Source organism: Mesorhizobium erdmanii USDA 3471, from assembly GCF_000472705.1.
In the GTDB taxonomy this organism is placed as follows: domain Bacteria; phylum Pseudomonadota; class Alphaproteobacteria; order Rhizobiales; family Rhizobiaceae; genus Mesorhizobium; species Mesorhizobium erdmanii.
Map to the genome: position 1 here is coordinate 39727 of NZ_AXAE01000011.1, position 16137 is coordinate 55863.

A 16137-nucleotide genomic window follows, 5' to 3' on the forward strand; every position below is an offset into this window, starting at 1 on the left:
CCGTTTGTCCTGGGATCACGACCGAACAGGCCTGGTCGTGGGCAAGGCAAAACAAAAGGGCCGGCTGAGCCGGCCCTTTCGGCATGTTGATGAAAACGTCAGATGATGACGACTTTGGTACCGACCCTGACGCGGCTGTAGAGGTCCATGACGTGCTCGTTGATCATGCGGAAGCAGCCATTGGAGGCGCTGGTTCCGATCGACTGCGGCGCGATGGTGCCGTGGATACGCAGATGCGTGTCCTTCTTGCCGTCATAAAGGTAGATGGCGCGGGCGCCGAGCGGATTCTGGCCACCACCGTTCATGCCGTCCTTGAACCGGCCGTAGTGATTGGGCTCGCGCTTCTGCATGTCCAGTGTCGGGATCCAGCGTGGCCATTCCTGCTTGTCGCCGACCGCGACCGTGCCCTTGAACTGCAGGCCCTCGCGGCCGACAGCGATGGCGTAGCGCCGAGCCGTCGTCGAGGATTCGACGAGATAGAGCCGGCGAGCGCTGGTGTCGATGACGATGGTGCCAGCATCGTAGCCAGTGAATTCCACGTCCTGCGGCACGAATTCGGGCTTCACCTTGAAGGGCTTCTTGGAGTCCTTCTTGGCGAGCGCGGCGTCGAGCGCGCGTGTCTCGGGCAGATATGAGATGGACGAGGAGGAAGACGTACCGCCGAAGAGGCCGGCGAACAGGCCGCCGCTCGACTGCTTCTGACCGATGACTTCGCTGCGCAACTCACCGTCATTGCCCGTCGCCGCGACGTTCATCGCCTCGGGCGTAATCGGCTCTGCCGACTGGATCGGCTCTATCGGCGCCACCGGTTCGATCACCTTGGTGGTCTTCTTGGCCGGCTTGGCCTCGGCCACTTCGGTTGCCGGAGCAGTCTTGCCCTTCGCGGCCAGGAAGGCCTGCCGGTCCGCCTCGGCCCTCGCCTTGGCTGCTTCGCGCATGGCCAGCTTCCTGGCTTCAAGCGCCTTGGCCTTGGCGTCCTCCTTGTCGGCAACGATCTTGGCTTCGATCTTCTTGATCTGGGCGAGATCGTCCGGTGTCGGGTTTTTCTTCTTCTTGAGAAGCTTCAACTGCGTTGCGTCGCTTTTGACGGCGACTCTGATGGCGTCGGTTCTTTCAAGCGATACCGACTGCTGTGCGGCCATGTTTACCGGCATGCCGGCGAAGGCCGGGGAGCTCAGGCCGACCACGGCGCAAAGTCCCAGGAAAATGAAGCTGCGAAGCTGCATGGCGAAGATCCGATCGTTCAATGCTTGTTGCCCACGGCGTCGCCCGGCGTCCCCCAAGGACACCGAAGTTGCCGCGTGCAATCTATAGTCGAATAAGGGCGTATGCCTCAAGCGGGGGGCTGCAACAGCCCCCGTCGAATCTTCGTGAACGCGCAGCATTTGCCGCGACTGTGTTCAAACGATCACAGGTCGCGGGTTGGACCAGGTGCGGCTTACTTGTTCGGGACCTGCGGTGCCGCCGGCGCGGTGTTGGTGGTGCCGTTGCTTGCCGGGGGCGTCGTGCCGGCGGCAGGCGCGGTGGCCGGAGCCGCGGGCGTCGTTGCGGCGTCGTTGCCGGACGGCGGCGTCGGCTTGGTGCTGCCGGCGGGTGCCGGGGTCGTCGTGCCCGGCAGCTGGTTGAGCACGCCTTTGCCGGCGCCATCCGACGTCGCCGGAACGCGGTCGAGAATGTCGATCGGCTTCTCGCCATAGCGGGCAATGATTGACAAGGTCAGCGACGTCACGAAGAAGGCCGCCGCCAAGATCGCCGTCGCCCGGGTCAAAGCGTTGGCTGCGCCACGCGCCGTCATGAAGCCCGATCCGCCACCAATGCCAAGGCCGCCGCCTTCGGAGCGTTGCAGCAGCACCACGCCGACAAGGGCGAGCACGACCATGAGATGGATGACGATCAGTACGGTTTGCATAGTTTATCCTGGCAAGGCCTTGCCCGGCCGTGGACACGACCGGTGAATTGGAGGCGGCTCAATACAATGCTTTCACGGCATTTCCAAGCCCGTGGCCGGAATATGGGAAGCAACGCGCCCTTTGCAACGACTTTGGACGGGACGAGCCCCGCCCATCGTCGTGTATCTCAGCCTGAAATGCTGCGATAGGCTTCGGCGATACCGAGGAAATCGGCCGCTTTCAGGCTGGCGCCGCCGACCAACGCGCCATCGACATTCCGCACACCCAGCAGTTCCACCGCATTGGACGGCTTGACCGAGCCGCCGTAGAGAATGCGCATCTTGGCGGCTGCCGCACCAAGCTTCTCCGCAAGCTTTTCACGGATATGCGCATGCGCTTCGGCCACGTCGGCCGCGGTCGGCGTCAACCCGGTGCCGATAGCCCATACCGGCTCATAGGCAATGACGGTGTTGGACGGCGTGGCACTTGGCGGCACCGACCCGTCGACCTGGCGCGCCAGCACGTCGAGCGTGGCGCCCGCCTCGCGCTGCTGCTGCGTTTCGCCTATGCAGACGATGGCTACAAGCCCGGCGCGCCATGCGGCGGCGGCCTTGGCCTGGACCGTCGCATCGTCCTCGCCACGCTGTTCGCGGCATTCGGAATGGCCGACAATGACATGGCTCGCGCCCGCGTCCTTCAGCATCTCGGCCGAGATGCAGCCGGTGTAGGCGCCAGTTTCCTTGGTGTGGCAGTCCTCGCCGCCGGCATGGACGGGCGTGCGCGACAGAATCTCCGCGGCGTGCGAAAGCAGCGTCGCGGGAACGCAGACCAGTGCTTCGGTCTCCGCGTCGAGCCCGCTCATGAACCCGTTGCCGATCATCCTGAGTTCGTTCAGCGAGGCGCTGGTGCCGTTCATTTTCCAGTTGCCGGCGACAAGCGGGCGAATTCCAGGCGTCATGGTCTGCTTCTCCGGGCAATATCAAGCTGTGGCCCTCACTACCAAAATCAGGCCACAAAGCAATCGACAGTGGACCGGAAGGGCGCTATTGCGCTTGTTTCAAACTCGGCGCATGCGAAAATGCGCATAAATCGGAAGTAACGATGCTTGGTGTATTGAGAAGCGCGGCGGGTACCTGGGTCGCGAAGACATTGCTTTCGCTACTGGTGGTCAGTTTTGCCGCCTGGGGCATCTCCGGACGGCTGATGGGCGGCTTTGCCGGCCATGATTCGGTGATAACGGCGGGTGGCACCAAAGTATCGATCAACGAATACCGCCTCGCCTATGATCGCCAGCTCGCCGTCATGTCGCAGCAGTTCGGCCAGCGTCTTACCCATGAACAGGCGAAGGCGCTCGGCATCGACAACACGGTGCTGTCGCAACTCGTTTCCGGTGCCGTTCTCGACGAACAGGCGCGCAAGCTGGGGCTGGGGTTCTCCAAGGACAAGCTCGCGGAACTGACGCGGGAGGAACCCGCTTTCCGGGGGCCGGACGGCCAGTTCGACCGCAGGGTCTTCGAGGGACGGCTTCGCGATCTCGGCATGCGGCCCGAGGACTATTTGAAGAACAAGGCCCAGGTCGCGGTGCGCCAGCAGATCGTCGAGGCGGTTTCGGACGGCCTCAAGGCGCCGGATACATTCTTCAAGGCGGTGGCGCTCTACCGCGGCGAAGACCGCACCGTCGACTATCTGACGCTGCCGAAGACGCTCGTCGAACCGATCGAGGCGCCGAGCGACAGCGTGCTTCAGGCCTATTTCGAGGCCAACAAGAAAACCTACGCGGCACCTGAATACCGCAAATTCTCTTATGTCCGCCTCGAGCCGGTGGACATCGCGGATCCGACCGCCGTCACCGACCAACAGGTCAGCGACGACTACAACAAGAACAAGGCGCGCTACACCACGCCCGAAATGCGCACGATCGAGCAGCTTGTGTTCAAGACCCCGGATGCGGCCAAGGCGGCGCTCGATTCGCTCAAGGCCGGCGCCACTTTCGAAAAGCTGGTGACCGCCGAAGGCAAGACCCCGGCTGACACGCTGCTTGGCACCCTCGCCAAGGACAAGATCGCCGACAAGGCGGTTGCCGATGCTGCCTTCGCGCTGAGCGCCAATGAAGTCAGCCAGGTCGTTCAGGGTGCCTTCGGTCCGGTGTTGCTGCGCGTCACCGAGATCAAGCCCGAAGTGGTGAAGCCGCTCGCCGAAGTGTCCGGCCAGATTCGCAAGGATCTGGCTCTTGGCGAGGCAAGCCGCATCCTTTTGGATGTGCATGACAGTTACGAAGACACCCGCGCTTCCGGAAGTTCGCTGGCCGACACGGCCGCCAAGCTGAAGCTGAAGGACATCACCATCGAAGCCGTCGACCGCAGTGGCCTCAGGCCGGACGGCTCCATCGTCAAGGACCTGCCGGAATCGCCGCAGCTGATCAAGGCGGTCTTTGAAGCGGAACCCAACACCGAAAACGAAGCGCTGACCACGGCCGACAACGGCTTCGTCTTCTATGAGGTTGCTTCGGTCACGCCGGCTCGCGACCGGACACTGGACGAGGTTCGCCAGAAGGTTGTTGCCGACTGGACGGCGGCGGAGACCACCAAGCGCCTTGCCGCCAAGGCGGGAGACCTTGAAAAGCGGCTCAAGGCCGGCACCACGCTCGACGTCATCGCCGGCGAGCTCAAGTTGGAAAAACAGACCAAGCGCGGCCTGAAGCGCGAAGCCGACGACGCCGATTTCGGCAAGGAAGGTGCTGCCGTGATGTTCGGCGTCGGCGAAGGCGGCACCGGCTTGATCCCCTCGCCCACCGGCGACGGACAGATCCTGTTCAAGGTCGCCGAAGTGTTCGAGCCTGCCGGGGCCGATGCCAGTTCGGTGCCGGAGGACGCACAGAAGTCCTTCACCTCCGGCATGTCGGACGATCTGCTCGACGAGTTGGTGGCGCAGTTGCAGACGCAATACGACGTCCGCATCGACCAGGCCGCCGTAGCCCAAGCCTCGACAAGATGAGCGCGTTGAAAACCCATATCGCCAAGGTCGCGGCCGGCACCCCGCTTTCCTTCGAGGAAGCGCGCGAGGCCTTCGACATCATCATGTCGGGCGACGCGACCCCCGGGCAGATCGGCGGCTTCCTGATGGCGCTACGCGTGCGCGGCGAGACGGTGAGCGAGATTTCGGGCGCCGTCGCCACGATGCGCGCCAAGATGCTGCGCGTCGAGGCGCCAGCCGGTGCCATCGATATCGTCGGCACGGGCGGGGACAACTCCCACAGTGTCAACATTTCGACCGGTTCGGCATTCGTCATCGCCGCCGCCGGGGTGCCGGTCGCCAAGCACGGCAATCGCGGCCTGTCCTCGCTGACCGGCGCGGCTGACGTGCTGATCGCGCTTGGGGTCAAGATAGACATTGCGCCGGAGACGATTGGCCGCTGCATCCATGAAGCCGGCGTCGGCTTCATGTTCGCGCCCGCGCACCATCCGGCGATGAAACATGTCGGACCGACCCGTGTCGAACTCGGCACCCGCACCATCTTCAACCTGCTTGGCCCCCTCTCCAATCCGGCCGGCGTCACCAGACAGATGGTCGGCGTGTTCCTGCCGGAATGGATCGTGCCGGTGGCAGAGACATTGAAGGCACTGGGCACCGAGCATGCCTGGGTCGTTCATGGCGACGGCTATGACGAAATCACCACCACCGGCGAGACGCAGGTGGCGGAACTGATCGGCGGTGAGATCCGCAGCTTCACGCTGACTCCGGAAGAGGTTGGATTGAAGCGCCACACCAAGGACGAGCTGCGCGGTGGCGACGCCGCCTACAACGCCAAGGCATTGCGCGATATGCTGGGCGGCGCGGCCGGCGCCTATCGCGACACCGTGCTGATGAATGCCGGCGCCGGGCTGGTGATCGCGGGCAAGGCAACGACGCTTGGCGACGGCATCGCGCTTGCCGCGCAAGCCATCGACAGCGGCCGGTCGCTGCAGGTGCTCGATCGTCTGGTCGAAATCTCGAACGGGTGAACCGTGTCTGACATTCTGCGCAAGATCGAGGCCTACAAGCGCGATGAGATCGCGGCGGCCAAGGCACGCGTGCCGCTGGCCGAGATCAAGGCGCGCGCGAAAGATGCCGACGCGCCACGCGGCTTTCTCGCCGCGCTCGAGGCAAAACACAGGTCGGGCAGCTTCGCCCTGATCGCCGAAATCAAGAAGGCGAGCCCCTCCAAGGGGCTGATCCGTGCCGATTTCGATCCGCCGGTACTGGCGCGGGCCTATGAAGAGGGTGGCGCCGCGTGTCTTTCGGTGTTGACCGATGCACCGTCCTTCCAGGGCGCGCCGGAATTTCTCACCAAAGCAAGGGCGGCCGTCGCCCTGCCCGCGCTGCGCAAGGACTTCCTGTTCGATCCCTATCAGGTCCATGAGGCGCGCGCCTGGGGCGCCGATGCCATCCTGATCATCATGGCCAGCGTCGACGATGCCTTGGCGAGCGAATTGGAAGCAACCGCATTCGAACTCGGCATGGACGCTCTGATCGAGGTGCATGACGAGGCCGAGACCGAGCGCGCGCTAAAACTTTCGTCGCGGCTGATCGGCATAAACAACCGCAATCTCAGGACGTTCGAAACCAGCCTTGAAACCTCCGAGCGGCTGGCGCCGATGGTGCCGGGCGGCCACCTGCTGGTCAGCGAGAGCGGCATTTTCACCCACGATGATTGCCTGAGGATGCGCAAGACCGGCATCGGCACATTCCTGGTCGGCGAGAGCCTGATGCGGCAACACGATGTCGCCGCGGCCACGCGCCTGCTCTTGACGGGCAAGGTATCGGCCAAGGCTCTCTGACGATGACATCAGCCCTCACCCATCTCGGCGCGCAGGGCGAGGCCAACATGGTCGATGTCGGCGACAAGCAAGAGACGACACGAACCGCGATCGCCGAGGGTTTTGTTTCGATGCAACCCGAAACGCTGAACACCATCCTCGCCGGCAACGCCAGGAAGGGCGACGTGCTCGGCACCGCGCGCATCGCCGGCATCATGGCGGCGAAGAAGACGCATGAGCTGATCCCGCTCTGCCATCCGCTCCTCCTCACCAAGGTTTCCGTCGACATCGAGCCCGACCATGCGCTGCCGGGCCTGAAAGTCACCGCGCTGGCGCGTGTCACCGGCAAGACGGGCGTCGAGATGGAAGCGCTGACCGCGGCATCCGTGGCCTGCCTGACCATTTACGACATGGCCAAGGCGGTAGACCGCGCCATGGTCATTTCCGGTGTTCGCCTGGTGGAAAAGACCGGCGGCAAGTCCGGCGACTACAAGGCTGGCGCCTGATGGCGCTGGTTCCGGTCGCGGAGGCGCTCGAACGCCTGTTGGATGGAGCCGCACCCCTGGCCGGCGAAAGCGTCTCTCTCTTGGAGGCGGTCGATCGTGTGCTGGCCGAGCCTGTCGTGGCACTGCGCACACAGCCGCCTTTCAACGCTTCGGCCATGGATGGCTACGCGGTTCGCGCCGCCGATGTCGCTTCGGTGCCGTCGAAACTCTCGGTGATCGGCATGGCGCCGGCCGGGCGCGGCTTCGACGGTACGGTCGGCGAGCGCCAGGCCGTGCGCATCTTTACCGGCGCGCCGCTGCCGCAAGGCGCCGACACCATCGTCATCCAGGAAAACGTCCGGGATGTCGGTGACGGCACGATCGAGGTGATCGAGCCCACAGCCGAGTGGCGCAACATCCGCCGCGTCGGCCTCGACTTTTCCAAGGGCGACGTCTTGCTGGAAAAAGGCCGCCTGCTGGATCCCGCGGCATTGTCGCTGGCGGCATCCGCCAATCATGCTCAGGTGACCGTGGTCAAACGGCCGCTCGTCGCCATCATCGCCACCGGCGACGAGTTGTTGCCGCCCGGCAGTGAGCTGGGGCCGGACCAGATCATCTCGTCCAACGCCTATGGCGTCGCCGCCACCGCGCAATCGGTTGGCGCCCGTGCCCTCGATCTCGGCATTGCCGCCGACCGGCAGAAGGCCATCGCAGCCCTGGTGAAGAAGGCGGTTGCGGCCGGCGCGGATGTCATTGTCACGCTTGGCGGCGCCTCGGTCGGCGACCATGATCTCATCCATGACGTGATGACCGGCGAAGGCATGACGCTCGGCTTCTGGAAGATCGCCATGCGCCCCGGAAAGCCGCTGATGTTCGGCCGGCTCGGCGCCATCTGGTGCATCGGCCTGCCCGGCAATCCGGTGGCCAGCCTGGTCTGCTCGCAATTGTTCTTGAAGCCGCTGCTGGCGCGGCTCGGTGGCCGAAATCATCGTCAGGACATACGTCAGGCCCGGCTGGGCGCCGCAATGCCGTCCAATGATCTGCGCCAGGATTACGTGCGGGCGGTGGTCAAGGAAGACGATGGCGGGCTGGTGGCAACCCCGTTCGGCATTCAAGACTCTTCGATGCTGAGAATGCTGGCGGACGCCAACGGGCTGGTGGTGCGCGCGCCGTTTGCACCTGCGTCCGGCGTTGGAGACTCCTGCAGCGTGCTGATGCTACGCTGAAGAATCGCCACCTAAGCTGCTGATAACGGAATAGAAAAACGACCGACTACTCCGAGATCAAGGTCCGCGTCAGCGGATGCGCCGGATCGGCAAGGCCATCGACGATGTCGAAATGATGCCGGTCGGGCTCGACCACGCAGCTGGTCGTGGCGCCAAGGCCGGTCCAGATGTTGGCCAGCAGCGCGTTCTGGCGCAGGAACTCCGAACGCTCTCCACCGCCGGCCCAGCAGGTGATGCGAACACCATCCATGGGCCGCAGCAAAGCCGGGCTTTCCGCCAGGGCTTCGGCCTCATCGATCGCCAGAGCCGCATTGTGTCCGGTGAACATGAGCGGACGCAAATCATGCAGACCCGAAATCGAAACGACATGGCGTACGCGCTTTGCCACATCGGATGCCAAAGGCGTCGATATGGTCACCATGCGGCTGGCGAGATGTCCGCCGGCCGAATGTCCGGTCAGCATCAGCGGTCCGCCGACCATCGCCGCCGCCTTGCTGATCGCCGCGCCGATTTCACGGGCAATTCCGGCGATGCGTATGTCCGGGCACTGCGTGTAAGACGGCATCGCCACGGCATAACCGTTCTCGACCGCGCCCTTGGCAAGGTGTGACCAGTCGCTCTTGTCGGACTCAAGCCAGTAACCGCCATGGATGAACACGACGAGCCCCTTGGGCGCCGCCTTTGGAAAGAAGAGATCGAACCGATTGCGCTGTCGCTCGCCATAGGCGATGTCGATGCGCGCCCGCCCTTCAGCCGACAATGCGTCACGAAACGCTTGTGCCGGTTCCGCCCACGCCGCCGGCCAGCGGTTGCTGCCGGCAATATTGGCGCCGTTGGCGTAGGCATTGTCCCAATCGGCAATGCGATGTCCAGGCATCGGCACCCTCCCCCGCAGTGTCATCGTTTCGGCGCTAGCGATGGCCGCCACCATGCCATGCGTCAATGCCTCGGGCAAAAACATTTTAGGCTTGAAACAAATTTCGACTGGTGCGATCCTGCCTGACGAACAGCCGACGATGGGAGGTCTGCTGTGCTGTCCAAGCCTGCGGATGTTCACCGCGTCCGGTGGCATCTCCCAACAGGTCTAGCTGGCTGCACGAAGCCTCTCGCGAAAAGACGGGAACTTCAGATCCACTACCGCGGACATGTGCTTCGCACATTGGCCAAGGCAGCAAATGGGATGGCGGCGACATGCTTGGGCCTTCAGCGCATATCGACACGTTCACGCGCGATCATCTGCCGCCCCCGGATCAGTGGCCTGATATACTGCTTGACGGCTTCGATTATCCCGAACGCCTCAACGCCGGCGTGGAGCTGACCGACAGGCTGGTCGAGAAGGGTCTCGGCGATCACACCGCACTGATCGGCAATGGCCGCCGCCGCACCTATAAGGAACTTTCCGACTGGACGAACAGGTTGGCCCACGCGCTGGTCGAGAATTACGGCGTCAAACCGGGCAACCGGGTGCTGATCCGCTCCGCCAACAATCCGGCGATGGTCGCCTGCTGGCTGGCCGCTACCAAGGTCGGCGCCGTGGTCGTCAACACCATGCCGATGCTGCGCGCCGGGGAGCTTGCCAAGATCGTCGACAAGGCGGAAATCACGGTTGCCCTTTGCGACACCAGGCTGATGGACGAGATGACCACCTGCGCCAAGGACAGTGCATTCCTTAAGCAGGTCATCGGCTTCGACGGCACAGCCAACCATGATGCCGAACTCGACCGCGCCGCCCTCGACAAGCCGGTCACCTTCACCGCCGTCGACACCGGCCGCGACGATGTCGCGCTGCTCGGTTTCACCTCGGGCACGACTGGCGTGCCGAAGGCGACCATGCATTTCCACCGCGACCTCTTGATCATCGCCGATGGGTATGCCCGCGAAATCCTGCAGGTGACGCCGGAAGACATCTTCGTCGGTTCGCCGCCGCTCGCCTTCACCTTCGGCCTTGGCGGCCTCGCCATCTTTCCGCTGCGCTTCGGCGCGGCGGCGACGCTGCTTGAACAGGCGACGCCGCCCAACATGATCCATATTATCGAGACGTACAAAGCGACCATCTCCTTCACCGCGCCGACCGCCTACCGCGCCATGCTGAAGGCCATGGATGAAGGCGCCGACCTATCGTCGCTGCGCGTTGCCGTCTCGGCCGGCGAGACATTGCCGGCCCCGGTCTTCGAGGAGTGGACGCAAAAGACCGGCAAGCCGATTCTCGACGGCATCGGCGCCACCGAAATGCTGCACATCTTCATCTCCAACCGTTTTGACGACCGGAAGCCTGCGTCGACCGGCAAGCCGGTCGGCGGCTATGAGGCGCGCATCGTCGATGATGAGATGCGGGAGCTGCCGCGCGGCGAGACCGGGCGGCTGGCGGTACGCGGACCGACCGGCTGCCGTTATATGGCCGATGACAGGCAAAAGGACTATGTGCGCGACGGCTGGAACCTCACCGGCGACACCTTTACGCAGGACGAGGACGGCTTCTTCCATTTCGCGGCGCGTTCCGACGACATGATCGTCAGTGCCGGCTACAACATTGCCGGGCCAGAGGTCGAGGCAGCACTCCTGTCGCATCCAGATGTCGCCGAATGCGCGGTCATCGGCGCCAGGGATGCCGAACGTGGCGAGATCGTCGAGGCGCATGTCGTGCTGGCGCAAGGCGTGGCGCCCGACGCGCTGACCGTCAAGCGCCTGCAGGACCATGTCAAGGCAACGATCGCGCCCTACAAATATCCGCGCTCGGTCAAATTCATAGCCGCCCTGCCCAAGACCCAGACCGGCAAGATCCAGCGCTTCCGGCTGCGCATGGAGAAAATCAATTGAGCGAGCCCTACGATCCGGCGTCCGAAGGCGCGCAGATGTCGTTCAAGGAGCGCATGTCCTACAGCGACTATCTGCATCTGGAGAAAGTGCTGGAGGCACAGACGCCGCTGTCGCCGGCGCATGACGAGATGCTGTTCATCATCCAGCACCAGACTTCGGAACTGTGGATGAAGCTCGCACTGCATGAGATCGGCGCCGCCATACGCTCCATCCGCGCCGACCGGCTGGAGCCGAGCTTCAAGATGCTATCGCGCGTCGCCCGCATTTTCGAGCAGTTGAACAACGCCTGGGACGTGCTGCGCACGATGACGCCTAGCGAATACACCGAATTCCGCGACGCGCTGGGCCAATCCTCTGGTTTCCAGTCATGGCAGTACCGGGCCATCGAGTTCATGGCCGGCAACCGCAACCTGGCCATGCTCGGACCCCACAAGCATCGGCCTGACTTGAGCGGCAAGCTGGAGGCGATCTTGGCAGAACCGTCGCTCTATGACGAAGCGCTGCTGCTTTTGGCACGCAACGGGTTCGACATCGGCGCCGATGCCAGGCGCACCGACTGGCGCGAAACGCGGACCGAGAATGAACAGGTCCTGGTCGCCTGGCAAACCGTCTACCGCGATCCGCAGCGCTACTGGATGTTGTACGAACTGGCCGAAAAACTGGTCGATTTCGAGGACTATTTCCGCCGCTGGCGCTTCAATCATGTCACCACGGTCGAGCGCATCATCGGCCTGAAACGCGGGACCGGCGGCACATCAGGAGCTTCCTATCTGAAGAAGATGCTCGAGGTCGTTCTTTTTCCGGAACTTTGGACTGTCCGCACCCGGCTCTGACTCTCTCTTTGGCGCAATTGCCCTGCGGGAAAACCGCTTCGCACTTTTCCAGGTATTGCGCTGACTGCTCAAGTAACCGCCGTCTTGACCGCGAAGCGTGCGTCCTGCCAGGCGCCGGTGCGCAATATGTCCTCCAGCACCTCGACCGCCTGCCAGACATCGTGATAGCCGACATAGAGCGGCGTGAAGCCGAAGCGGATGGTCGAAGGGGCACGGAAATCGCCGATCACGCCGCGCTCGATCAAGGCCCGCATCACCTGGTAGCCATGTGGGTGAAGGAACGACACCTGGCTGCCGCGCGCGTTGCCGTCGCGCGGGCTTTCAAGTTCGAGGCCATAGGCGCCGCATCTGGCTTCGACGAGCTCGATGAACAGGTCGGTCAGTGCGATGCTCTTCTTGCGCACCGCCGCCATGTCGACATCGTCCCAGATATCCAGCGCCCCTTTCAGCGCCCGCATCGACAACACCGGCTGCGTGCCACACAGGAACCGGCGAATGCCGCTGCCGGCCGCAAACCCCTGTTCGAAGGCAAACGGCCGCGCATGGCCCCACCAGCCGCTCAGCGGCTGATGGACATCACCGTGATGACGCGTTGCGGCATAGATGAAGGCCGGCGCGCCCGGACCGCCATTGAGATATTTGTAGGTGCAGCCGATGGCGAAATCCGCATTGGCGCTGTCCAATTCGACCGGCAAGGCACCGGCCGTGTGGCAGAGATCCCAGACGATCAGCGCGCCGGCCTGGTGAGCCTTGTGTGTCAGCGCGGCCATGTCGCGCAATTGCCCGGATTTGTAGTTGACGTGGTTGACCAGGATGACGGCGACGCGCTCGTCGATCAGCTCTTCAATGGTCGTAGCATCGACGCCTTCGAGCCGCAGCACCGTGGCCGGCCGCGTCGAGGCCACACCTTCGGCCATATAAAGATCGGTCGGAAAACTATCGCCCTCGGCGACGATGACCGAGCGGTCCGGCCGCATCCCAAGGGCGGCATGCAGCACCTTGTAGATGTTGATCGAGGTCGTATCGCAGACCACCGTCTGGCCCGCCGCCGCGCCGATGAGCCGTCCCAACTGATCGCCAAGCGCCACCGGCATATCGAACCAGCCGGCGGTGTTCCAGGCGCGGATGAGGTCCTGCGCCCATTCCTGTGCCGCCGCCTTTTGCAGCTCGTTGAAGACGGCGGGCGCCGCGGCGCCCAGCGAATTGCCGTCGAGATAGATCACGCCTTCCGGCAGGATGAACCGGTCGCGCATGGCGCGCAGCGGATCCGCCGCATCCATGGCTTCGACTGCTGCGAGATCGAGCGTTGCACTCATGGTTTGTGACGTCCTCACTTATTCACGGATGGCTTCGCGCGCCGGTGCCGATCCCCGGCTGCGCTTGAGGCTGGGCAGGGCAAGCATGGCGAGCACGAACAGGCCCGTGGCAAGTTTCAGGTCGGGAGGCGGCATGCCGGCGGCGAGGCAGAACGACACCAACTGGTAGTAGATGATCGCGCCGGCAAAGGGCGCCAGCAATTGCCGCCAGACCGTCTGCTTGCCGACGACCGCCTCGCCGATCATCAGCGCCGCAAGGCCGTTGATGAGGATGCCAAGTCCCATATTGACGTCGGCAAAGCCCTGCGACTGCACCATCAGGGCGCCGCTCGAAGCCGAAAACGCGCTCGCCAGCCCGACGCCGCCGATGGTCGCCGCCCAAACATTGATGCCTTGCGCCTCGGCCATATCGGGATTGGCGCCGACGGCGCGCACGGCCGTGCCCTTCTCGGTCCTGAAGAACATGTAAAGCGCCAGGAATACGACGAGCGCGAGAAGGCCGGCGACGGCGATCTTGCTGGCCGGAAAACCTGGCCGCGTGAACGGCACCCAGTCGAACACGGCTGGCGAGCCGAAGACGGAGAGATTGGACTTGCCCATGATGCGAAGGTTGATGCTGTAGAGCATCGTCATCATCAGGATACCCGCAAGCAGCGTGTGGATGCGGAAGCGCAGATGGATGAAGGCGGTGCAACAACCCGCCGCGAAGCCCACGGCGAATGCGACCATGATGGCGACGAGCGGCGATGCGCCGGCAGCCAGCAGCACGCCGCAGACGCAGCCGCCCAGCGGAAAGGCGCCTTCGCTGGTGAGATCGGGAAAATTCAGCATGCGAAACGGGATCATGATGCCGAGCACGACAAAGGCCAGGATCAGGCTTTGCGCTAGCGTGACCGGTATGATCGCCACGAAGCTGGTGAGAACGTCCTGGACAAAACCCATGATGATCAGCTCGCCAGCAACATGCGGTCGGTCTTGACGGAGAAATGCCCGATCAGATCGAGAACCGTGACCCTCGCCTTCTCTTCGCCGGTGATCTCCAGAAGGACCCGGCCTGCGTCAAGCATGATCACCCGGCTGCCATAGTCGACGGCGTGCTGCATGTTGTGGGTCACCATCAGGGTGGTCAGCTTCAGCGCGTTGACGGCACGCACCGTCGCCTGCATGACGATCTCGGCGGTGCGCGGGTCGAGGGCCGCGGTATGCTCGTCGAGCAGCAGCAGGTCGGGCGATCCGCCGACCGCCATGATCAGCGACAGCGACTGCCGCTGGCCGCCCGAGAGCAGGTGGACGCGCGTATCGAGGCGATTTTCAAGGCCGAGGCCCAATATCGACAACCGCTCCCTGTACGACGCAAGCCTCGTGGCGTTCAGCCCTTGCCGCAATGTGCGTTTTTGGCTGCGCAGATCGGCGAGCAGCATGTTCTCCGCCACGGTCATGCTGGCGGCGGTGCCGCGCATCGGATCCTGGAAGACGCGCGCCAATCTTGTCGCGCGCTTGTGTACCGGCATGGCCGTCACATCGGCGCCATTGATCAGGATCTTGCCGGAATCCAGCACAAGAGCTCCGGAGATGGCGTTGAGCATGCTGCTCTTTCCCGCGCCGTTGGAGCCGATGACGATGCCGAACTCGCCTGTGGCCAACGACAGGCTGAGACCGTCCAGCGCGACTTTCTCGTCGGCCTGGCCCTTGTAGAACACTTTGCGCGCGGATCGGATCTCGAGCATCGTTCCTCCCTGGCCTGAGGTGATAGCGCCCACGCCGTCACCTCGGCAGCCCGATGTCAGTCGACGATGCAGCCGCAATCGGCCATCGAGGCCGGTATCTCGATGCCGAACACGGCCATCGTCTTGCGGGAAATCGTTGCCATGTGATCCTTGTAGGCCGGGCGCGAGGGCGCGATCGTCTTGGGATCCTTGCCTTTGAGGATCTCGGCGGCGATGTTGCCGGCATTGATGCCGACCTGCGTGTAATTGACCGCGAAGCTTGCCGGTACGGTGCCGTTGCGGACAGCGCTGTCATCGGAGTTTACGACCGGGATACCAGCCTGGCGAGCGGCAGCCGAGACAGCGGCGATCGCCGGCTGGATAAGGTTCGAAGCCGGGCCGTAGATCACGTCGGCCTTGCCGGCAAGCGAAGCGATGCGCTGCTGGATATCATTGACGTTGTCGATGCCGACTTCCACGACTTCGAAGCCGGCCGCCGGTGCGGCCGCCTTGATCTTCTCGACCAAGGCAACGTCATTGGCCTCGCCTGGATTGTACGGCACGCCGAAGCGTTTGGCGTTCGGAAGCAGCTTCTTGGTGAAGGCCATGACAGCTGCGACGTCCTGCAGGTCGCTGGCGCCGGTCATGCCTTCGTCTCCGGCGTCCCACGATGGTACCAGCTTCGCCGCCACCGGATCGGTGACAGCGGCAAAGACGATCGGAATGCCGGAGCCGGCAAGCGCTTTCTTGGCGATCTGCGAGACTGGCGTGGTGATGGTGTAGATCAGCTTGGGCTGCTCCGCCTGCAGCTTGGCGATCATCTGCGGCACCAGCGATGCGTCGAAATTGGTGTGGCTTTCCGTGTAGACGACGTCCTTGCCCTCGACGAAACCATTGTCGGTCAATGCCTTCTTGAAGCCGGCTATGGCGGCGTTCAATTGCGGATGCTCGCCGAAATTGGCGATGCCGACACGGATCTGATCGGCCGCGGCGCTGCCGACGCCGACCATCAATGCGCTTGCCAGCGCCAGTCCCGACAGCCAAGCGGATTTCGACTTCAACATCAATT

16 protein-coding genes are annotated in these 16137 nt (G+C 63.6%); 8 read left to right on the forward strand and 8 right to left on the reverse strand.

Annotation, left to right across the window (positions count from 1 at the left end):
- Positions 1-98 precede the first annotated feature (98 nt).
- The 3 genes from A3AU_RS0105305 to tpiA form a co-directional block, all read right to left on the reverse strand.
- Positions 99-1226: a L,D-transpeptidase gene (locus A3AU_RS0105305; RefSeq protein ID WP_027051856.1), complete on the reverse strand. Its 1128-nt coding sequence runs from the start codon at positions 1224-1226 to the stop codon at positions 99-101.
- Between the two features lie 212 nt (positions 1227-1438).
- Positions 1439-1909 (reverse strand): preprotein translocase subunit SecG, encoded by a 471-nt coding sequence (secG, locus tag A3AU_RS0105310; protein ID WP_027051857.1) that lies wholly within the window; start codon positions 1907-1909, stop codon positions 1439-1441.
- A gap of 167 nt (positions 1910-2076) precedes the next feature.
- A complete protein-coding gene (gene tpiA / locus A3AU_RS0105315; protein ID WP_027051858.1) occupies positions 2077-2847 on the reverse strand; it encodes a triose-phosphate isomerase in 771 nt (256 codons plus the stop codon).
- 143 nt (positions 2848-2990) lie between these two features.
- On the opposite strand from tpiA, the gene A3AU_RS0105320 reads away from it, so the two are divergent.
- The 5 genes from A3AU_RS0105320 to A3AU_RS0105340 are packed head-to-tail and all read left to right on the forward strand — an operon-like array spanning position 2991 to position 8396.
- Entirely contained in the window at positions 2991-4883 is a 1893-nt protein-coding gene (locus A3AU_RS0105320; protein ID WP_027051859.1) for a peptidyl-prolyl cis-trans isomerase, read from the forward strand.
- On the forward strand, positions 4880-5890 hold the full coding sequence (trpD, locus tag A3AU_RS0105325; RefSeq protein ID WP_027051860.1) for an anthranilate phosphoribosyltransferase: 1011 nt from the start codon (positions 4880-4882) through the stop codon (positions 5888-5890). Before A3AU_RS0105320 ends, trpD begins: the two co-directional genes overlap by 4 nt.
- A gap of 3 nt (positions 5891-5893) precedes the next feature.
- A complete protein-coding gene (trpC, locus tag A3AU_RS0105330; RefSeq protein ID WP_027051861.1) occupies positions 5894-6706 on the forward strand; it encodes an indole-3-glycerol phosphate synthase TrpC in 813 nt (270 codons plus the stop codon).
- A gap of 2 nt (positions 6707-6708) precedes the next feature.
- Entirely contained in the window at positions 6709-7191 is a 483-nt protein-coding gene (gene moaC, locus A3AU_RS0105335; protein WP_027051862.1) for a cyclic pyranopterin monophosphate synthase MoaC, read from the forward strand.
- Entirely contained in the window at positions 7191-8396 is a 1206-nt protein-coding gene (locus tag A3AU_RS0105340; RefSeq protein WP_027051863.1) for a molybdopterin molybdotransferase MoeA, read from the forward strand. Before moaC ends, A3AU_RS0105340 begins: the two co-directional genes overlap by 1 nt.
- Positions 8397-8442: 46 nt before the next feature.
- Here A3AU_RS0105340 and A3AU_RS0105345 read toward each other — a convergent pair whose 3' ends face one another.
- Positions 8443-9273 (reverse strand): alpha/beta hydrolase, encoded by an 831-nt coding sequence (locus A3AU_RS0105345; RefSeq protein WP_027051864.1) that lies wholly within the window; start codon positions 9271-9273, stop codon positions 8443-8445.
- A 40-nt stretch (positions 9274-9313) separates the two neighbouring features.
- Here A3AU_RS0105345 and A3AU_RS1000000138790 point away from each other — a divergent pair, with 40 nt between their 5' ends.
- The 3 genes from A3AU_RS1000000138790 (at position 9314) to kynA (ending at position 12046) form a co-directional block, all read left to right on the forward strand.
- Positions 9314-9484, forward strand: coding sequence for a hypothetical protein (locus A3AU_RS1000000138790; RefSeq protein ID WP_154674528.1), 171 nt, complete (start codon positions 9314-9316; stop codon positions 9482-9484).
- 103 nt (positions 9485-9587) lie between these two features.
- Entirely contained in the window at positions 9588-11213 is a 1626-nt protein-coding gene (locus A3AU_RS0105350; RefSeq protein ID WP_027051865.1) for an AMP-binding protein, read from the forward strand.
- Complete coding sequence (gene kynA, locus A3AU_RS0105355; RefSeq protein ID WP_027051866.1) at positions 11210-12046, forward strand: tryptophan 2,3-dioxygenase; 837 nt, start codon at positions 11210-11212, stop codon at positions 12044-12046. The genes A3AU_RS0105350 and kynA overlap by 4 nt, the downstream gene beginning before the upstream one ends.
- A gap of 68 nt (positions 12047-12114) precedes the next feature.
- On the opposite strand, the gene kynU is transcribed toward kynA, so the two are convergent.
- From kynU to A3AU_RS0105375, 4 genes are read right to left on the reverse strand one after another with little or no spacing between them, the layout of a single operon-like run.
- On the reverse strand, positions 12115-13362 hold the full coding sequence (gene kynU / locus A3AU_RS0105360) for a kynureninase (RefSeq protein ID WP_027051867.1): 1248 nt from the start codon (positions 13360-13362) through the stop codon (positions 12115-12117).
- Positions 13363-13380: 18 nt separating this feature from the next.
- Positions 13381-14304: an ABC transporter permease gene (locus A3AU_RS0105365; RefSeq protein ID WP_027051868.1), complete on the reverse strand. Its 924-nt coding sequence runs from the start codon at positions 14302-14304 to the stop codon at positions 13381-13383.
- 5 nt (positions 14305-14309) lie between these two features.
- A complete protein-coding gene (locus A3AU_RS0105370) occupies positions 14310-15089 on the reverse strand; it encodes an ABC transporter ATP-binding protein (RefSeq protein WP_027051869.1) in 780 nt (259 codons plus the stop codon).
- A gap of 56 nt (positions 15090-15145) precedes the next feature.
- Positions 15146-16132, reverse strand: a complete 987-nt coding sequence (locus A3AU_RS0105375; RefSeq protein ID WP_027051870.1) for an ABC transporter substrate-binding protein — start codon at positions 16130-16132, stop codon at positions 15146-15148.
- Between the last annotated feature and the right edge of the window lie 5 nt (positions 16133-16137).

Excerpts from the sequence above, each read along its gene's own strand:
- A3AU_RS0105370 (WP_027051869.1), bottom strand. The coding sequence starts at position 15,089 with ATGCTCGAGATCCGATCCGCGCGCAAAGTGTTCTACAAGGGCCAGGCC.
- trpD (WP_027051860.1), top strand. The coding sequence starts at position 4,880 with ATGAGCGCGTTGAAAACCCATATCGCCAAGGTCGCGGCCGGCACCCCG.
- A3AU_RS0105340 (WP_027051863.1), top strand. The coding sequence starts at position 7,191 with ATGGCGCTGGTTCCGGTCGCGGAGGCGCTCGAACGCCTGTTGGATGGA.
- A3AU_RS0105305 (WP_027051856.1), bottom strand. The coding sequence starts at position 1,226 with ATGCAGCTTCGCAGCTTCATTTTCCTGGGACTTTGCGCCGTGGTCGGC.
- A3AU_RS0105375 (WP_027051870.1), bottom strand. The coding sequence starts at position 16,132 with ATGTTGAAGTCGAAATCCGCTTGGCTGTCGGGACTGGCGCTGGCAAGC.
- A3AU_RS0105350 (WP_027051865.1), top strand. The coding sequence starts at position 9,588 with ATGCTTGGGCCTTCAGCGCATATCGACACGTTCACGCGCGATCATCTG.
- A3AU_RS0105345 (WP_027051864.1), bottom strand. The coding sequence starts at position 9,273 with ATGCCTGGACATCGCATTGCCGATTGGGACAATGCCTACGCCAACGGC.
- secG (WP_027051857.1), bottom strand. The coding sequence starts at position 1,909 with ATGCAAACCGTACTGATCGTCATCCATCTCATGGTCGTGCTCGCCCTT.
- kynU (WP_027051867.1), bottom strand. The coding sequence starts at position 13,362 with ATGAGTGCAACGCTCGATCTCGCAGCAGTCGAAGCCATGGATGCGGCG.
- A3AU_RS0105365 (WP_027051868.1), bottom strand. The coding sequence starts at position 14,304 with ATGGGTTTTGTCCAGGACGTTCTCACCAGCTTCGTGGCGATCATACCG.
- moaC (WP_027051862.1), top strand. The coding sequence starts at position 6,709 with ATGACATCAGCCCTCACCCATCTCGGCGCGCAGGGCGAGGCCAACATG.
- tpiA (WP_027051858.1), bottom strand. The coding sequence starts at position 2,847 with ATGACGCCTGGAATTCGCCCGCTTGTCGCCGGCAACTGGAAAATGAAC.
- A3AU_RS1000000138790 (WP_154674528.1), top strand. The coding sequence starts at position 9,314 with ATGGCCGCCACCATGCCATGCGTCAATGCCTCGGGCAAAAACATTTTA.
- A3AU_RS0105320 (WP_027051859.1), top strand. The coding sequence starts at position 2,991 with ATGCTTGGTGTATTGAGAAGCGCGGCGGGTACCTGGGTCGCGAAGACA.